The 15712-nt window shown below is 66.9% G+C and carries 13 protein-coding genes and 1 tRNA gene; 4 read left to right on the forward strand and 10 right to left on the reverse strand.

Going from position 1 to position 15712, the window contains the following annotated elements:
• Positions 1-13: 13 nt before the first annotated feature.
• Together R9B84_RS11305 and R9B84_RS11310 are read right to left on the reverse strand one after the other, a co-directional pair.
• A complete protein-coding gene (locus R9B84_RS11305; protein ID WP_423758020.1) occupies positions 14-1222 on the reverse strand; it encodes a CaiB/BaiF CoA transferase family protein in 1209 nt (402 codons plus the stop codon).
• A complete protein-coding gene (locus tag R9B84_RS11310; RefSeq protein WP_423758021.1) occupies positions 1219-2970 on the reverse strand; it encodes an acyl-CoA dehydrogenase family protein in 1752 nt (583 codons plus the stop codon). The genes R9B84_RS11305 and R9B84_RS11310 overlap by 4 nt, the downstream gene beginning before the upstream one ends.
• A 173-nt stretch (positions 2971-3143) precedes the next feature.
• Between R9B84_RS11310 and R9B84_RS11315 the strand changes: the two genes are divergently transcribed.
• A complete protein-coding gene (locus R9B84_RS11315) occupies positions 3144-4046 on the forward strand; it encodes a LysR family transcriptional regulator (RefSeq protein ID WP_423758022.1) in 903 nt (300 codons plus the stop codon).
• Positions 4047-4064: 18 nt separating this feature from the next.
• Here the strand turns inward: R9B84_RS11315 and R9B84_RS11320 are convergent, their stop codons facing one another.
• The 4 genes from R9B84_RS11320 to R9B84_RS11335 form a co-directional block, all read right to left on the reverse strand.
• Positions 4065-5483 (reverse strand): amino acid permease, encoded by a 1419-nt coding sequence (locus tag R9B84_RS11320; protein WP_423758023.1) that lies wholly within the window; start codon positions 5481-5483, stop codon positions 4065-4067.
• A 91-nt stretch (positions 5484-5574) separates the two neighbouring features.
• Positions 5575-6645, reverse strand: a complete 1071-nt coding sequence (locus R9B84_RS11325; RefSeq protein WP_423758024.1) for a porin — start codon at positions 6643-6645, stop codon at positions 5575-5577.
• Between the two features lie 71 nt (positions 6646-6716).
• Positions 6717-7103, reverse strand: a complete 387-nt coding sequence (locus tag R9B84_RS11330; protein ID WP_423758025.1) for a RidA family protein — start codon at positions 7101-7103, stop codon at positions 6717-6719.
• Between the two features lie 31 nt (positions 7104-7134).
• Positions 7135-8349: an amino acid aminotransferase gene (locus R9B84_RS11335; RefSeq protein ID WP_423758026.1), complete on the reverse strand. Its 1215-nt coding sequence runs from the start codon at positions 8347-8349 to the stop codon at positions 7135-7137.
• A 191-nt stretch (positions 8350-8540) separates the two neighbouring features.
• On the opposite strand from R9B84_RS11335, the gene R9B84_RS11340 reads away from it, so the two are divergent.
• From R9B84_RS11340 to cysC, 3 genes are all read left to right on the forward strand, one after another.
• The gene (locus tag R9B84_RS11340) at positions 8541-9023 is read left to right on the forward strand and encodes an Lrp/AsnC family transcriptional regulator (protein WP_043190434.1); all 483 of its coding nucleotides are present in this window, start codon (positions 8541-8543) and stop codon (positions 9021-9023) included.
• An 82-nt stretch (positions 9024-9105) separates the two neighbouring features.
• Positions 9106-9180: transfer RNA gene (locus tag R9B84_RS11345), tRNA-Val, on the forward strand.
• 642 nt (positions 9181-9822) lie between these two features.
• Entirely contained in the window at positions 9823-10365 is a 543-nt protein-coding gene (gene cysC / locus R9B84_RS11350) for an adenylyl-sulfate kinase (RefSeq protein WP_423758027.1), read from the forward strand.
• Between the two features lie 209 nt (positions 10366-10574).
• On the opposite strand, the gene R9B84_RS11355 is transcribed toward cysC, so the two are convergent.
• The 4 genes from R9B84_RS11355 to hutG all read right to left on the reverse strand — a co-directional run bounded on the left by R9B84_RS11355 (position 10575) and on the right by hutG (position 15701).
• Positions 10575-11972 (reverse strand): aspartate aminotransferase family protein, encoded by a 1398-nt coding sequence (locus R9B84_RS11355; RefSeq protein ID WP_423758028.1) that lies wholly within the window; start codon positions 11970-11972, stop codon positions 10575-10577.
• 28 nt (positions 11973-12000) lie between these two features.
• Entirely contained in the window at positions 12001-13338 is a 1338-nt protein-coding gene (locus tag R9B84_RS11360; RefSeq protein ID WP_423758029.1) for a glutamine synthetase family protein, read from the reverse strand.
• A 12-nt stretch (positions 13339-13350) separates the two neighbouring features.
• The gene (locus R9B84_RS11365; RefSeq protein WP_423758030.1) at positions 13351-14157 is read right to left on the reverse strand and encodes a gamma-glutamyl-gamma-aminobutyrate hydrolase family protein; all 807 of its coding nucleotides are present in this window, start codon (positions 14155-14157) and stop codon (positions 13351-13353) included.
• Positions 14158-14903: 746 nt separating this feature from the next.
• Positions 14904-15701, reverse strand: coding sequence for an N-formylglutamate deformylase (gene hutG / locus R9B84_RS11370; protein ID WP_423758031.1), 798 nt, complete (start codon positions 15699-15701; stop codon positions 14904-14906).
• Positions 15702-15712 lie beyond the last annotated feature (11 nt).

The raw sequence follows: 15712 nt of genomic DNA on the forward strand, positions 1-15712 counted from the left end.
CGGTCGGGGGCGCCTAGTCGGGCGCCTGGCCGGGTACCGTTTTCAGCACGCCGGCATCGAGCAGTTGCTGCTGAAGCGCGCGATCGACGCCGAGCCGATCGAGCACCGCGCGCGTGTCGCGGCCGAGCGCGGGCGGCGGCGTTCGGTAGGTGGCCGGCGTGCGCGACAGCTTCACCGGCGACGCGGCGCCGCGATACGCGCCGATTTCGACGAACAGGTTCCGGTGCAGCGCATGCGGATCGTGCGCGACGTCGGCCACCGTTCGCACCGGCCCGCACGGCACGCCGGCCGCCATCAGGTCGCGCGCGAGCGGCTCGCACGCGTGCGCGGCGAGCCGCGCTTCCAGTTCGGCCTTCAGCTCGGCCCGGTGCGCGCAGCGGCTGCGGTTGTCGACGAAGCGCGGATCGGCCGCGAGCGCCGGCGCGCCGAGATGCGCGACGAGCCGCGCGAACTGCCGGTCGTTGCCGACCGCGACGAAGATCGGCACGGTCGCCGTGCGGTAGCTGTCGTACGGCGCGATGTTCGGATGCGCGTTGCCGCTGCGCGCCGGTACGCGCCCCGAGCCAAAGAAGTTCGGCAGGTGCGGATGCAGCAGCGATACGCCGCAGTCGTACAGCGCGATGTCAACCGACTGCCCGCGCCCGCTCTTCTCGCGCTCCGCAAGCGCCAGCAGGATGCCCGCGAGCGCGTTGAGCCCGGTCACCATGTCGACGATCGGCAGGCCGATGCGCGTCGCGTCGCCGTCGCGCTCGCCGTTGACGCTCATCAGCCCGGCCATCGCCTGGATCACCGCGTCGTAGCCGGGCAGCCCGCCGAGCGGACCGTCTGCGCCGAAGCCCGTCACCGCGCAGTGGATCAGGCGCGGAAAGCGCGGCTGCAGGTCGCGCGCATAGTCCATCCCCCAGCGCGCGAGCGTGCCGGGTTTGAAGTTTTCGACGAGCACGTCGGCCTCTTCGAGCAGCCGCCACAGGATCGCGCGCCCTTCGTCGCGCGACAGGTCGAGCGCGAGCCCTTCCTTGTTGCGGTTGACGCCCATGAAGTACCACGCGGTATCGCCGAGGAACGGCGGCCCCCAGCCGCGTGTTTCGTCGCCGGCCGGCGGCTCGATCTTGACCACCGTCGCGCCGTGGTCGGCGAGCGCCTGCGTGCAGTACGGGCCGCCGAGCACGCGGCTCAGGTCGACGACCTTCAGGCCGTCCAGTGCGCCTCGCGTCGCGTTCATCGTTCGACCTCCGGCAGCAGGTCGAGCGCCGTGTCGAGCGACACCGGCGTGCCGCGCAGCAGCGCGTCGAATGCGGCCGATTCGTCGTCGCGCGGGGCCGGCGCGAGCGGATCGACCGGCAGCAGCTTGTGGCGCACGACCAGGTGCGCGAGCGCGAGGCGCCGGAAATCCGGCGCGAGCCGCACGCCCTCGCAGGCCATCAGCACGGCCGCGCTCGTGTAGTACAACGCGGAAGCGGCCTGCCGCACGCGCGCGTCGTCGCCTTCCGTCGCGACCCGTGCGAGCGCGTCGCATGCGCGCGCGAGAACGCGCCGCAGCGCCTCGCGGCTCGCGTCGGGCAGCGGCGCCGCGCCGAGCCGGTCGCCGAGGAACACGCGCAGCGCATCGAGCGCATGTTCGCGCTGCGCGGCCCGCGCGACGTCGAGCGCGACGATGTTGCTCGTGCCTTCCCAGATCGAACCGAGATGCGCATCGCGCACGATCCGCGCGTCGCTCCATTCCTCGATGTAGCCGGTGCCGCCGCGCACCTCCATCGCGTCGCCCGTCACGCGGCGCGCATCGCGGCACGCGCGGAACTTGATCAGCGGCGTCAGGATCCGCACGCAGCGCGCGGCCTGCTCGTCGCCCGCATCGGCCTGCGGCAGCAGCAGCGCGATCTGCATGAACATCGCGCGCGCGGCCTCGGCCGGCAGCAGCATCTTCATCAACTGGCGCTGCATCAGCGGCATCTCGATCAGCTTGCGGCCGAAGGCCTCGCGGTGCGCGGCGACGTGCAGCGCCTCGTTCAGCGCGCGCCGCATCAGCCCGGCCGCGCGCACGCCGTTCGACAGCCGCGACATGTTGATCATGTCGGCCATCTGGTGGAAACCGCGGCCGATCTCGCCGATCAGGTAGGCCTGCGCACCTTCGAGCGCGATCTCGCCGCTCGCCATCGAACGGCTGCCGAGCTTGTCCTTCAATCGCACGATCCGGTAACGGTTGCGCGTGCCGTCCGGCAGCGTCTTCGGCAGCAGGAACAGCGCGAGGCCCTTGATGCCGTCCGGCGCGCCGTCGGGCCGCGCGAGCACCATCGCGAGATCGGCATCCGCGTTCGAGCAGAACCACTTGTCGCCGGTCAGGCGCCAGACCGTCTCGCCGTGCGCGTCGGTCTCGCGCGACGCGCGCGTCGCGATCCGGCCGACGTCGGAGCCGGCCGCCTGCTCGGTCATGAACATCGCGCCCTGGTACAGCGTGTCGAAGTCGCGCGACGCGAGCATCGGCAGGTAGCGCGCGACGAGCGCCGGATCGCCGAAGCGGCGCAGCGTGCGCGTCAGCGAATCGGTCATGCTGACCGGGCAGCACAGCCCGAATTCCGCCTGCACGAACAGGAACGTCAGCGCGTACTTGACGAGCGGCGGCACGGATTCAGCACCGTGGCTCAGCGACGCGAGCCCGAGCTCCGAATACGCGACGCGTTCGAGCGCGACATACGCGGGATCCTTGTCGATTCGCTGCACGGCCTCGCCGCGCCGGTTGCGGTGCTCGAGCACCGGCGGGTGCTTGTCCGCGCGCGACGCCCATTCGTCCAGCTCGCCCGACACGCGCGCGCCGAGCGCACGGAGCTGAGGCTCGAGTTCGGCATAAAGCGCGTCGCCGAGATGCAGCTTCAGCAACGCACCGAGATCGGGATCGGCGGTGAAGAAATCGATGCCCCGGCTGTCGGGGATGTTGGATGCGCCGGTATCCGGCGTGCGGGCGGTGTCGTTCATGCATGCGTCTCCTGGGTTGCCTGCACGTCGGCCGGCGCTGGCGCCGCGGCGCGCGGCCGGCCGTGTGCAAAGGCTTCCGCAGAGCGTAGGCGCGCGATCGATAAGCGTCCAATACAGGATTTATCCGGTACGATAGATATCGCTTATCGATGCCGACGCCGGGAGGAGACACCATGGAACTGAGGCAGTTGCGCTACTTCGTGGCGGTCGCCGAGGAGCTGCATTTCGGGCGCGCGGCAAAACGCCTGTTCATCTCGCAGCCGGCGCTGAGTTTCGACATCCGCAAGTTCGAGGAAGCGCTCGGCGTGCAGCTTTTGTCGCGCACCAACAAGACCGTCGCGCTGACCAACGCGGGCGAGGTGCTGCTCGGCGAAGCGCGCCGGCTGCTGCTGCAGGCGGCCGAGGCCGAGCGCCTGACGGTGCGCTCCGCGTCGGGCCTCGCGGGCCGGCTGCGGATCGGCTTCGTCCATTCGATGCTGTATCGCGGGCTACCCGATGCGGTGCGTCGCTTCGAAGCCGACTACCCGGGCGTCGAGGTCGTGCTGAGCGAGATGAACACACAGGCGCAGGTGCAGGCGATCCAGCGCGGCCAGATCGATCTCGGCTATGCGCACTGGGGCCACTTCCCGCCCGAGGTCGAATCGGTGCCCGTCTATGCGGAACCGTTCGTGTGCTGCCTGCCGGCCGCGCATCCGCTTGCGCGGCGCAGGCAGGTCGCGCTCGCCGCGCTCGCGGCGGAACCGTTCATCCTGTTTCCGCGCGAAGCGGCGCCGCACTATCACGACCTGATCATCGCGCAGTGCGTGAACGCGGGATTCAGCCCGTTGATCCGCCACGAGGCGCGACTGTGGCAGACGATCCTGTCGATGATCGAGTTCGGGATGGGCATCGCGCTGGTGCCGCGCGTGCTGCAGCAGGTGAAAAGCGACCGGCTTGCATTCCGGCCGCTGAAGGACGCATCGCTCGAATCGCGCACGCTCGCGCTGAAACGCAGCGGCACCGCCGAACCGGTGGCGCTGCGCTTCGCCGACTACGTGCGCGCGTCGATCGACGCGCTGCCCGCGCTCGCGGGCTGAGCAGGCGGCCGCCCTTCGCTACTTCGCTTCGGGCTGCAGCACCGGCCGTGCGCGCCGATACCACACCGCGTACACGACCGACAGCGCGACCAGGAACGGAATGCCGAAGATCAGCGTCATGTGGAATTCGGCCGTGAAGTAGGTCGTCACCATCACCGCGAGCATCAGGCCCGCGCCGAGCAGCGTCAGCAGCGGGAAGCCGCGCATCCGGAACGCCGGCGCCGGCAGGCCGAGCGCCGCGCGGCGCCGCCGGAAACAGTAATGCGTGACGAAGATCATCATCCACGTGAACAGCGCGCCGAACATCGACACCGCCATCATGATCGTGAACGACGCGTCCGGATACAGCACGCTCAGCACCGTCGCGAGCGCGATGCCGAGCGTCGACAGCATCAGCGCGCCGAACGGCACGCCGCGCGCGTTCACTTCGCCGAGCGCCTTCGGCGCATGCCCCGCGCGCGACAGGCTGAACATCATCCGCGTCGTGATGTAGAGCTGGCTGTTCATCGCGGACAGCGCGGCAACCAGCACGACGAAGTTGATCAGCCCGGCCGCGCCCGGCAGGTGGATCGCCTCCATCACCTTCACGAACGGGCTTTCGTCGCGCCCCGCCGCCGTCCACGGGACGATCGCGAGCATCAGCGCGAGCGTGACGAGGTAGAACAGCACGAGCCGCACGATCGTCGAGCGGAACGCACGCGTGACCGCATGCTCGGGATCCTCCGCTTCGCCGGCCGCGACCGCGATCATCTCGATGCTCAGGTAGCTGAAGATCGACACGATCACCGCGACCCACGTCCCCCACAGGCCCTTCGGAAAGAAGCCGCCGCGATCCGTGTAATGGTGGAAGCCCGCGCGTGCCGCGCCGTCGCCGACCAGCCCCGGATTACCGAACACGACATACGCGCCGAGCACGATGAAGCCGACGATCGCCGCGATCTTCACGACCGAGAAGCCGTATTCGACTGCGCCGAACACATCGACGCTGCGCGCGTTGACGAATACCAGCAGCGCCGAGAAACCAACGATCCACAGCCAGCCGGGCACGCCGGGGAGCCAGTACTTCATGTACAGCGCAATCGCGGTGACCTCGGTGCCGACCGCGAGCACGATGCACGCCCAGTACGCATAGCGCACGAGGAACCCGGCCCACGGGCTCACGTAATGTTCGGCGTACGCGCCGAACGAACCGGATGTCGGGTGCGCGACCGTCATCTCGGCGAGACAGCCCATCAGCAGCAGCGAGATGAATGCGCCGATCGCATAGCTGACGAGCACGCTGGGGCCCGCGAAGCCGATCGCGAAGCCGCTGCCGAGAAAAAGACCGGTGCCGATGGCACCGCCGATCGCGATCATCGCCATCTGCCGTGCGGAAAGCGTGCGGCGCAGACCCTGCTCGCGTGCCGCGATATGCTGAAATTGCCCTTCAGGTTGCATTGAATGACCTCGTTCGAAAGCGATTGTCCGGTCGAATCTTCGGCGGCGCGCGGGCCGGCGCCGGACCGGCCGGCCGCCGCGCGCCGCGGGTTTAGAACAGATGGCGCAGGCCGGCCGCGACGCCCGTCTGGTTGCCGCGCCCGGGCATTTCGGTGAACGCACCGCCGGTCACGCGGTTGTAGTCGACCGTCGCGTAGACCTGGGTCGCCTTCGACAGCGCGTACTCGGCCTCGAGCACGCCCGTATAGCGCTTGCCGCCGTTGCCGGCGACGCCGTTGACGTTGCGGATGTCGTCGTAATACGCGACGCCCGTCACCGACACGGCCGGCGTGACCTTGACGCTCGCACCCGTATAGAAGATCGCGTCGCGGCGCGGATTGTCCGCGAACGAACCGTAGCTCACCTGGCGGCCCGGCGCGTTCAGCAGCGCCTGGTCGAGCACGCCCGAGCGGTCGATGCCGCCGAGATAACCCGCGTACAGCGTCGCCGCACCGAACGCGTAGCTTGCGCCCGCGCCCCAGGCCTGCTGCGCGCGGCTGTTCAGGTCGCGCACCTGCTGGTATATCGCGCCGACCATCAACCCGCCCTGCGTGTACGACACTCGCGTGCCCCAGTATGCATTCGCGCCAAGACTGCCCGCGACGCCGCCGAATCCGTAGCTCGCGCCGACGTTCAGCCCGCCGAACGTGCCGTCGTAGCTGACGGCGTTGCTCGCGCGGCCTTGCGTGAGAAAGTACGGCCACATGTTGGCCGTGTAGTTGCCGACCGTCAGCGGATCGAGATCGCCGAACAGGTTGAACGCCTCGGTCGCCTGGCGGCCGAGCTTCACGGTGCCCCAGTCGCTCGCGACGCCGACATACGCGTAGCGGCCGAACAGCGCGCCGTCGAGCTGCCCGTTCTGCGGCTCGAAACCGCTCTCCAGCCGGAAGATCGCCTTCAGCCCGCCGCCGAGCGCTTCGCTGCCCTTCAGCCCCCAGCGGCTGTTCGTGATCGCGCCGTTGGTCATCTGCACGCTCGCACCGTTCGACGCGTCGGCATGCGTCGTGTAGCGGATGCTCTGGTCGACGATGCCGTACAGCGTCACGCTGCTCTGCGCCATCGCGCCGCTCGCGGCGAGCGTACCCACCATCATTGGCAGTACGAATCTATTTGACTTCCTCATATTCTCCTCCAGTCCTGTTGTCGTTTCTCGATGATTGTGGTGACTACTCACCGCACAACGCGGTGTTCCTGCTAGGTGCGCGCCGCCGGCAGCGCGACATACGCGACGAGTTCGACGCGCATCGCCGGATGCGCGAAACCCTGCACGCCGACGCACGTCCGGTTCGGATACGGTTCGCGGAAGTGACACCGGTATTCGGCGTCGAATTCGGGCATCGCCTTCACGTCGGACAGGTAGACGAGCACCTGCGCGACATCGTCCATCGTCGCACCGGCCGCCGCGACGGCCTTCGCGAGATTCGCGAGCGTGATGCGCGCCTGCTCGGCCATCGTGTCGCCGACGATCGCGCCGGACGCATCGACCGGACCGTGACCGGTAAACATCAGTCCGCCCGCGCGGGTCGCCCACGAGAACGGTTGCGCGAGCTGCGGCAAGTCGACCGGGATCGTTTCAGCCATCGTGTCCTCCTTCGGATCGGGATCTGGAAGCTCAGGCGGCCTGGCGCGACGCACCGCCGAGCACGTCGGCGATCGCGTTCGCGACATGGTCGACGTTCGCATCGTTCAGGCCCGCGATGCACATGCGGCCCGAGCGCAGCAGATAGACGCCGTGCGATGCGCGCAGCCGGTCGACGTCGGCCGCGGCGATGCCCGTGTAGCTGAACATCCCGCGCTGCGCGACGAGCGCGTCGAACGCGCGGCCCGGCAGGCGCGTATCGAGCCGTGCCTTCAGTTCGCCGCGCATCCGCTTGATGCGCGTGCGCACCTGCGCGACTTCGTCTTCCCAGCGCGCGCGCAGCGCGTCGTCGTTCAGCACCGTCGACACGATCTGCGCACCGAACAGCGGCGGGCTCGAATAGGTGCGGCGCACGCCGGCCTGCAACTGGCTCAGCACCGTCGCGGCCTCGCCTGCGTTCGCGCAGACGATCGACAACCCGCCGACGCGCTCGCCGTACAGCGAGAAGTTCTTCGAGAACGAGTTGCCGACGATCGCGGGCAGCCCCGCATCGACGATCGCGCGCACGGCCCATGCGTCGTCGGCGAGACCGTCGCCGAAACCCTGGTACGCCATGTCGAGGAACGGAATCAGCCCGCGCCGCGCGAGCACGTCGATCACCGCGCGCCATGCATCGCGGTCGAGGTCGAGCCCCGTCGGGTTGTGGCAGCACGGCTGCAGCAGCACGACGCTGCGCGCCGGCAACGCGCCGAGTGTCGCGAGCATCGCGTCGACGCGGATGCCGTTGCGCGCTTCGTCGTAGTACGGATACGTATGCACGTCGAGGCCGGCCGCCGAGAAGATCACGCGGTGGTTGTCCCACGTCGGGTCGCTGATCCAGATCGCGCTGTCGGGGAAATAGCGCTTCACGAATTCCGCGCCGAGCCGGATCGCGCCCGATCCGCCGAGCGTCTGCAGCGTTGCGATGCGCCCTTGCGCGAGCGCCGCGCAATCGTCGCCGAACACGAGACGCTGCACGCCCTGCCGGTACGCGGCGAGCCCTTCCATCGGCAGATACGTATGCGGCGCACCGGCGTCGCGCAAGCGCCCGGCCGCGACGCGCGTGCTGTCGAGCACCGGAATCCGGCCCGCGTCGTCGTAATAGAGGCCGATGCTCAGGTTGACCTTGTGCGGATGCGCATCCTGCTGGAACGCCTGGAACAGCGACAGGATCGGATCGCCCGGATAGGCGGGAATGTGTTCGTACATGGCGGAATGACAGTGAAGGTTGAAGGCGGCGGCAGGACCGGCGGCATCGCGTTGCGTCAGGCCGTGCGGTCGAGACATGGGGCGCATGTTATCGAGGACGAAATAGAATGAGCTTCACTTTTCGATGACGAACCGGCTCGATTGCAGTAGAGTCTGCGGCTCCTATCTCACAATTCACCGGATTCTGCGAAATGACTCTGGATCGAACCGACATGCGGATCCTCCGGCACCTCGAACGTGACGGACGCATCAGCAATCAGGACCTCGCGAACGCGGTCGCACTGTCGCCGTCGGCATGCCTGCGGCGCGTGAAACTGCTCGAGGAACGCGGTGCCATTGCGGGGTATCGCTGCACGATCGAGCCGAAGAAGGTCGGCGTCGCGTTCGAGGCGCTCGTGCATGTCTCGATGCGGCCGGACGTGCCCGAGTGGCACGACCGGTTCGTCGAGGCGATCCAGCAGTGGCCGGAAGTCATCGCGGCGCAGATCGTGACGGGCGGATCGAACTACGTGCTGACGGTGCGCGCGCGCGACCTCGACCACTACTCGGACTTCGTGATCAACCGGCTGCACCGCGCCGCGGGCGTGATGTCGATCAATTCGAGCATCGTGCTCGCGACGCTCAAGCGCGACGGGTCGATCCTCGATCTCGTCGAACCGTCGACGGCCGGCTGACCGATCCTTGCGCGGGTCTGGAAAAAAATTGCAGAAAGGGCTTTACGAACCCCAAAAGCTCTGACATAATTTCAGCTTCTTTGGGCGGTTAGCTCAGCGGTAGAGCACTGCCTTCACACGGCAGGGGTCACTGGTTCGATCCCAGTACCGCCCACCAAAGAATTCAAGGGCCTGCGTCTCACGACGCAGGCCCTTTTCGTTTTGGTGCCCGGCATTCACTGCCCACTCGCGTCGATAAGGGCATCGCCCCTCCCGCGGCACGCATCCACTACCTCGAACTCGAACAGCAGGCTCCCTGCTATTGCTGGCGCCATTATTTGACCTGCGGGATATCAATGCCGGCCCGGCAAATTCGCTGAAGCTGTGCGATTTCCCAACAACAGCGAGATACCGCCAATCGAAATCCTCTTCAGGAACGACCTCTCGCAAATGTTGCCTGGCCACTGATACCGCGCAATTCGCCAAACACAAATAGCGTGTATCGGCGATATAAATCAGACAAATCGGCTATCGGTCGCAAAACACCCTATTACTTCGCCAAACAAGCACCGTAAGGTTGGCGGCATCGACCAATCAGGTATCCACGCAAAGTTCAGACATTTCACTCAAACCATCACCAGGTTTTCAGCACGAACGAAAGAAAATTGCCAGTGTAATTTTTGGTAATTTTTCTGTAACATTTGTAGAAATCCGGATGCATAGAATCGCTACGCCATATAACAGCCATCCGAATCGGCATCGCATTCAGGCACGGAATCATGACTTGCGATGGTGAGCTGGCGGTAGAAATTGCACCCCCATGTCCCCACAGAAGAACGATTACACCCTGTGGCTTACCGGCCTGAGCGGCGCCGGCAAGTCAACCCTCTCGCGCGAAATTGCCGGGCAGTTGCGCGCACGCAATATTCCGACATGCATACTCGACGGCGACGAATTGCGGGCGGGCGTTTCTACCGGTCTCGGCTTTACGCGAGAAGATCGTACCGAAAACTGTCGTCGCACCGCTGAAATCGCGAAATTGCTCAATGCCCAAGGTTTTACCGTAATCGTCGCCCTGATCTCGCCTTATGAGGCCGACCGACAACGGGCACGACAAATCATCGGTCCGGACCGGTTCGTCGAGGTCTACTTGAAAACCGATATTGCAACCTGTGCCGCACGTGATCCGAAGCAGCTTTACGCAAAAGCGATCACCGGTCAGACGACACAATTCACCGGCATCTCGGATCCATACGAAATACCAACCGCTCCCGATCTCATCGTTGATACGGGAACGATGGATATCGCCTCTTCTGTCGCGCTCGTCATGGATTTCGAGCGGCAGCGATTCACGCACGCGTAATCCCGGTCCGTCGTTATTTCACGTCCAGCGACGCGCCGCTCGCTTTCCGGCGATCGGGCCCGCCTCAAAGGCCGCGCGGTACAGGGAACGCCGAGCAGCGTCGCCCGGAACCGCACGACTGTCCGGCCCACCGGAATTCATCGAATCTCAGTCGAAAATGACGCACCGCGCTGCCGCATGATTGCGGCCTCACGTAAATCGTTGCGCGACTACCCCACCCGCTCCGCCGTCGCATCGAACGCACGCCGTGCCTTGTCGACGATCTCGTCGACCTCCGCCTCGCGGATCACGAGCGGCGGCGACAGCAGCATCCGGTCGCCGGTCGCACGCATGATCAGGTTGCCGTTGAAGCAGAAGTCGCGGCAGATCGTGCCGATATCGACATCCGCGCCGAACCGCTCGCGCCGGCCGCGGTCGCGCGCAAGCTGAACGCCGGCGACCAGCCCCGTTCCCGCAATCTCCCCGACGATCGGATGGTCGCCCAGCGCGTCGCGCAGCCGGCGCTGGAAATATGGCCCGATGTCGTTCTTCACGCGCTCGACGAGCCCCTCGTCGCGCAGCAGCTTCAGGTTCGCGACCGCGACGGCCGCGGCGACCGGATGGCCCGAGTACGTGAGGCCGTGGTTGAATTCGCCGTTGTCGATGATCGGCCGCGCCACTCGCTCGTGAATCCCGACCGCACCCATCGGCACATAACCCGACGTGAGGCCCTTCGCCATCGTGATCAGGTCCGGCTCGAAGCCGAAGTGCTGATGCGCGAACCATTCGCCGGTGCGGCCGAAGCCGCCGATCACTTCGTCGGCAACGAGCAGGATGTCGTACTTGCGGCAGATCCGCTGGATCTCCGGCCAGTACGTCGACGGCGGGAAGATCACGCCGCCCGCGCCCTGGAACGGCTCGCCGATGAATGCCGCGACGTTCTCCGCGCCGAGTTCGAGAATCTTCGCTTCGAGCCGCTGCGCACGCGCAAGGCCGAACGCTTCGGGCGTCTCGCCCGGCTGCGCTTCGCCGAAGAAGTACGGTTGGTCGATGTGCACGATATGCTCGACCTTCGACGGCATCTGCTCGTGCATGTAGCCCATCCCGCCGAGCGTGCCGCCCGCGATCGTCGAGCCGTGATAACCGTTCCTGCGCGAGATCACGTATTTCTTCTGCGGCTGGCCCTGCACGCGCCAGTACTGGTGCACGAGGCGCAGCACGGTGTCGTTGCCTTCCGAGCCGCTGTTGCAATAGAAGAAGTGGTTGAAGCCGGCGGGCGTCACTTCCGCGAGCATCGCGGAAAGCTCGATCACCGGCGGGTGCGTCGTCTTGAAGAACGTGTTGTAGAACGGCAGTTCCTGCAGCTGGCGATACGCGGCATCGGCGAGTTCCTTGCGGCCGTAGCCGACGTTCACGCACCAGAGGCCGGCCATCCCGTCGATGACCTTGTTGCCGTCCGAGTCCCACAGATAGACGCCGTCGGCCTTCACGATCACGCGGCTGCCCGCGCGGTTCAGCGCACCCATGTCCGAGAACGGGTGGATGTGGTGCGCGGCGTCGAGCGCGCGGTATTCGGCGGTCGTGTGCGTGGCCGGTCGCGGTGCAACGGCTTCGTTTCGATCGGTCATGTTTCCTCCGTAAAACCGTGCCGCACGCTCATACGTGCAGCAGCAGGTGCCTGCGTTCCCACGAGCTGATCACGCGGAAGAACGCTTCGTATTCGGTTTCCTTCAGCGCCAGGTAGGCCTTCACGAACTTGTCGCCAAGGATGCCGGCGAGCGGCTCGCTCGCAGCCATCAGCGAGATGCCTTCCTCGAGATTGCGCGGCAGCTGGTACGGCAGGTCGTAGCCGTCCGACGCGATCGGCTCGGTCGGCGCGAGCTGCTGCGTCATCCCGAGATAGCCGGCCGCGAGCGTCGCCGCGAACGCGAGGTACGGGTTGCAGTCGACGCCCGGAATCCGGTTCTCGATGCGGCGCGCCACCGGGCTCGACTGCGGGATGCGGAAGCCGACCGTGCGGTTGTCGTAGCCCCACTGCACGTTGATCGGCGCGGCCATGAAGCGCGACAGGCGGCGGTACGAGTTGATGTACGGCGCGAAAATCGGCATCAGCGCCGGCGTGTATTTCTGCAGCCCCGCGAGATAGCTGTGAAACAGCGCCGATACGGCGCCGCCTTCGTCGGCGAACAGGTTACGCCCCGTGTGCGCGTCCGCAAGGCTCTGGTGGATGTGCATCGCGGACCCCGGCTCGCCCTCCATCGGCTTGGCCATGAACGTCGCATACATGTTGTGCCGCAGCGCGGCCTCGCGCACCGTGCGCTTGAACAGGAACACCTGGTCGGCCAGCGGCAGCGCGTCGCCGTGCACGAAGTTGATCTCCATCTGCGCGGCGCCGACTTCGTGGATCAGTGTCTCGATATCGAGGCCCTGCATCTCGCAGTACTCGTAGATGTCCTCGAACAGCGAATCGAACTCGTTGACGGCCTCGATCGAATACGACTGGCGGCCGGTCTCCGCACGCCCTGTCCGGCCGACCGGCGGACGCAGCGGCAGGTCCGGATCGGCGTTCATGTCGACGAGGTAGAACTCGAGTTCGGGTGCGACGACGGGTTTCCAGCCCTTCTCCTTGTACAGGTCGAGCACGTGGCGCAACACATAACGCGGCGAAATCTCGACGGGCGAGCCGTCGAAATGCACGCAGTCGTGGATCACCTGCGCGGTCGGGTCGACGGCCCACGGGATCAGGCAGATCGTCGACGGATCGGGCACGCACACCATGTCGGGGTCGGTCACGCCGGTCAGCGAGCCGTCCTCCGGATAGTCGCCGGTGACGGTCTGCACCATCACGGCCTGCGGCAGGCGCATCGATTCGCCGGACTCGAATTTGTTGCGCGGAATGATCTTGCCGCGCGCGATGCCGGCCATGTCGGGAATGATCGCCTCGACCTCGGTGATACGGTGCTGGCGCAGGAATTCGCTCAGTTCGGGTTGCATGATCGGCCTCGTTCAGTCGACGTCGGATGCGGCAGGCGACGGCATCGCGCCGCCGGCCGCATGAATGCGGTGCGTCATGCGCGCGCGGCACGCCGCGCCGAATGCCGCGAAGATGTCGCGCGACAGCGGCTGCTCCGCGAAGCGCCATTCGGGATGCCACTGCACGCCAAGCGCGAACGCGCGCGCGCCGCGCACGCTGATGGCCTCGACCAGTCCGTCGGGCGCGCTCGCTTCGACGACGAGCCCCGTGCCGAGACGCGCGATGCCCTGGTCGTGCAGCGAATTGACCGTCGCTTCGTGCGCGCCGCGCGCGACCCGCTGCAGCAGGCCGCCCGGCGCGAGCTGCACGACGTGCGCGGGGCCGTACTGCCGTTCGAGCGGATCGGCCGGCCGCTCGCGATGGTCGTCGAAGCCGGTCGTCGCATGCAGCCGCTGATGCAGCGTGCCGCCGTACGCGACGTTCAGCTCCTGCATGCCGCGGCAGATCGCGAGCACCGGCACGCCCGCGTCGATCGCCGCGCGGATCAGCGGCAGCGCGGTCGCATCGCGCGCCGGATCGTGCAGCGTGTCGGGCGCGCTCGCGGCATCGCCGTAGTGATGCGGCTCGACATTCGAATAGCTGCCGGTAAACAGCAGCCCGTCGACCGCCGCGACAATCGCGTCGGCCGGCTGGCGCGCGCCGAGCGCGGGCAGCACGAACGCAAGCGCACCGGCGCCGTCGACGAGCGCGGCAAGGTACTTCTCGCCCGTCGCGTGGTTCGGATGCGCACCGCGCAGGATGCGGTCGGCGGTGACGGCTACGATCGGGCGCGCAGGCATGGGCGTCTCTCCGATGATTGCGCGCAACACGTTCGCGCGCGGAACGATGAGGGTCCGCGGTTGCGCCGCACGCACGCACCACGATGCGACGCATGGGCATGCGCGATCCTGCCGCGCGGACGATGCGGCAACAGGCGGTGCGGCCCGGAACGGAAGCGGAAAAGAACGCTAGGGCAACAAGGATGCGCTGCCGTCGCACTGCACCGCGCTGAACACGCGCGCGGTCACGAGATTGAAGCGGCGCAGGCCGCGATGGGAAATGGCGAAGAGACGAGGCTCGCGTAACGGGGCGGCACACGTGCCGCGATCAGCATGCCGGATCGGCCCGGCCTGAGGCGGCGCGCCCGCCGACGGACTTCGCGTCCGGCGTATCGAAGGGCTGGCGGCTTTCACGATCGTACTCGACTGACTGATGAATGCAGGACACGTGTCGCGATGAAGCGCATGCGGCAATGCCGCGCGGCGACACGTCGGCAAGGTGTCTCGCAACGGATTCCGGTGCGGTGCGGCCATGATCGATGGCTGCGCCGCCGGTGCGCGCGTGACGACTTCCTGACATTCAGCTTATATCACCTAAAAATTGCGTCAAATTTTCAGGTGCCGATGACGATATCGATCAGACGAAAAAAAACGGCATCGATCGCCGGGATCGATGCCGTGTTGTGCATGGCGTCGGCGCACACGCTGCGCGTCGCAGGGCCGCGGCCCGTTGCGCCGCCGCGCCGCCGCAAGCGGGCGGCCCGTGCTCAGCGATGCGCGAGCGCCGTTTCGACGAGCGTCTGCAGCAGCGGCACGATCCGTGCTGCACGCGCTTCGTCGTACGCGTAAGGACGCGTCTCTTCCATGTAGGTGATCTGCGACAGCTCGAGCTGCACGGCTTCGACACCGGTGTCGGGCACGCCGTAGTGACGCGTGATGTAGCCGCCCTTGAAGCGCCCGTTCGCGGCGGCCGTATAGTCGCCATGCGCGAGCACGCGCGCGGCCAGCGCCTCCGCGAGGCCCGGCGCTGCGCTCGCGCCGCTCGACGTGCCGAAGTTGAAGTCCGGCAGGCGGCCTTCGAAGAAGCGCGGCACGTGCGAGCGGATCGAATGCGCTTCCCACACGAGCGCGCGGCCGTGCTCGCCCTTCAGGCGTGCGACTTCGCGTTGCAGCGCATCGTGATACGGACGCCAATAGCGGTCACGGCGACGCATGATCTCGTCGTCGCCGGGCAGCGCGTTCGCCGGATACAGCGGCGCCTTGTCGAACGTATCGACCGGCACGAGCCCCGTCGTGTCCTGCCCCGGATACAGGTTCTCGTTGTCGGGCGGACGGTTCAGGTCGACGACGTAGCGCGCATTCGACGGCACCAGGATCGATGCGCCGAGAGCCGCCGCGAACCCGTACAGCCGCTCGAGATGCCAGTCGCAATCGTCGACGAAGCGTGCGTCGGGCGTCATCGTCGCGGCGATGTCGTCGGGGATGTGCGTGCCTGCGTGCGGAATCGAGATCAGCAGCGGCAGCGTGCCCTGCTTCAGCGTGAATACAGCCGGTTGTTCAGTCATGTCGCATCACC

Origin of the sequence: Burkholderia sp. NLJ2, from assembly GCF_049487195.1 — a bacterium.
Taxonomy (GTDB): domain Bacteria; phylum Pseudomonadota; class Gammaproteobacteria; order Burkholderiales; family Burkholderiaceae; genus Burkholderia; species Burkholderia pyrrocinia.

Excerpts from the sequence above, each read along its gene's own strand:
- R9B84_RS11365 (WP_423758030.1), bottom strand. The coding sequence starts at position 14,157 with ATGCCTGCGCGCCCGATCGTAGCCGTCACCGCCGACCGCATCCTGCGC.
- R9B84_RS11330 (WP_423758025.1), bottom strand. The coding sequence starts at position 7,103 with ATGGCTGAAACGATCCCGGTCGACTTGCCGCAGCTCGCGCAACCGTTC.
- R9B84_RS11355 (WP_423758028.1), bottom strand. The coding sequence starts at position 11,972 with ATGACCGATCGAAACGAAGCCGTTGCACCGCGACCGGCCACGCACACG.
- R9B84_RS11305 (WP_423758020.1), bottom strand. The coding sequence starts at position 1,222 with ATGAACGCGACGCGAGGCGCACTGGACGGCCTGAAGGTCGTCGACCTG.
- R9B84_RS11340 (WP_043190434.1), top strand. The coding sequence starts at position 8,541 with ATGACTCTGGATCGAACCGACATGCGGATCCTCCGGCACCTCGAACGT.
- R9B84_RS11320 (WP_423758023.1), bottom strand. The coding sequence starts at position 5,483 with ATGCAACCTGAAGGGCAATTTCAGCATATCGCGGCACGCGAGCAGGGT.
- R9B84_RS11315 (WP_423758022.1), top strand. The coding sequence starts at position 3,144 with ATGGAACTGAGGCAGTTGCGCTACTTCGTGGCGGTCGCCGAGGAGCTG.
- R9B84_RS11360 (WP_423758029.1), bottom strand. The coding sequence starts at position 13,338 with ATGCAACCCGAACTGAGCGAATTCCTGCGCCAGCACCGTATCACCGAG.
- R9B84_RS11310 (WP_423758021.1), bottom strand. The coding sequence starts at position 2,970 with ATGAACGACACCGCCCGCACGCCGGATACCGGCGCATCCAACATCCCC.
- R9B84_RS11335 (WP_423758026.1), bottom strand. The coding sequence starts at position 8,349 with ATGTACGAACACATTCCCGCCTATCCGGGCGATCCGATCCTGTCGCTG.
- cysC (WP_423758027.1), top strand. The coding sequence starts at position 9,823 with ATGTCCCCACAGAAGAACGATTACACCCTGTGGCTTACCGGCCTGAGC.
- hutG (WP_423758031.1), bottom strand. The coding sequence starts at position 15,701 with ATGACTGAACAACCGGCTGTATTCACGCTGAAGCAGGGCACGCTGCCG.
- R9B84_RS11325 (WP_423758024.1), bottom strand. The coding sequence starts at position 6,645 with ATGAGGAAGTCAAATAGATTCGTACTGCCAATGATGGTGGGTACGCTC.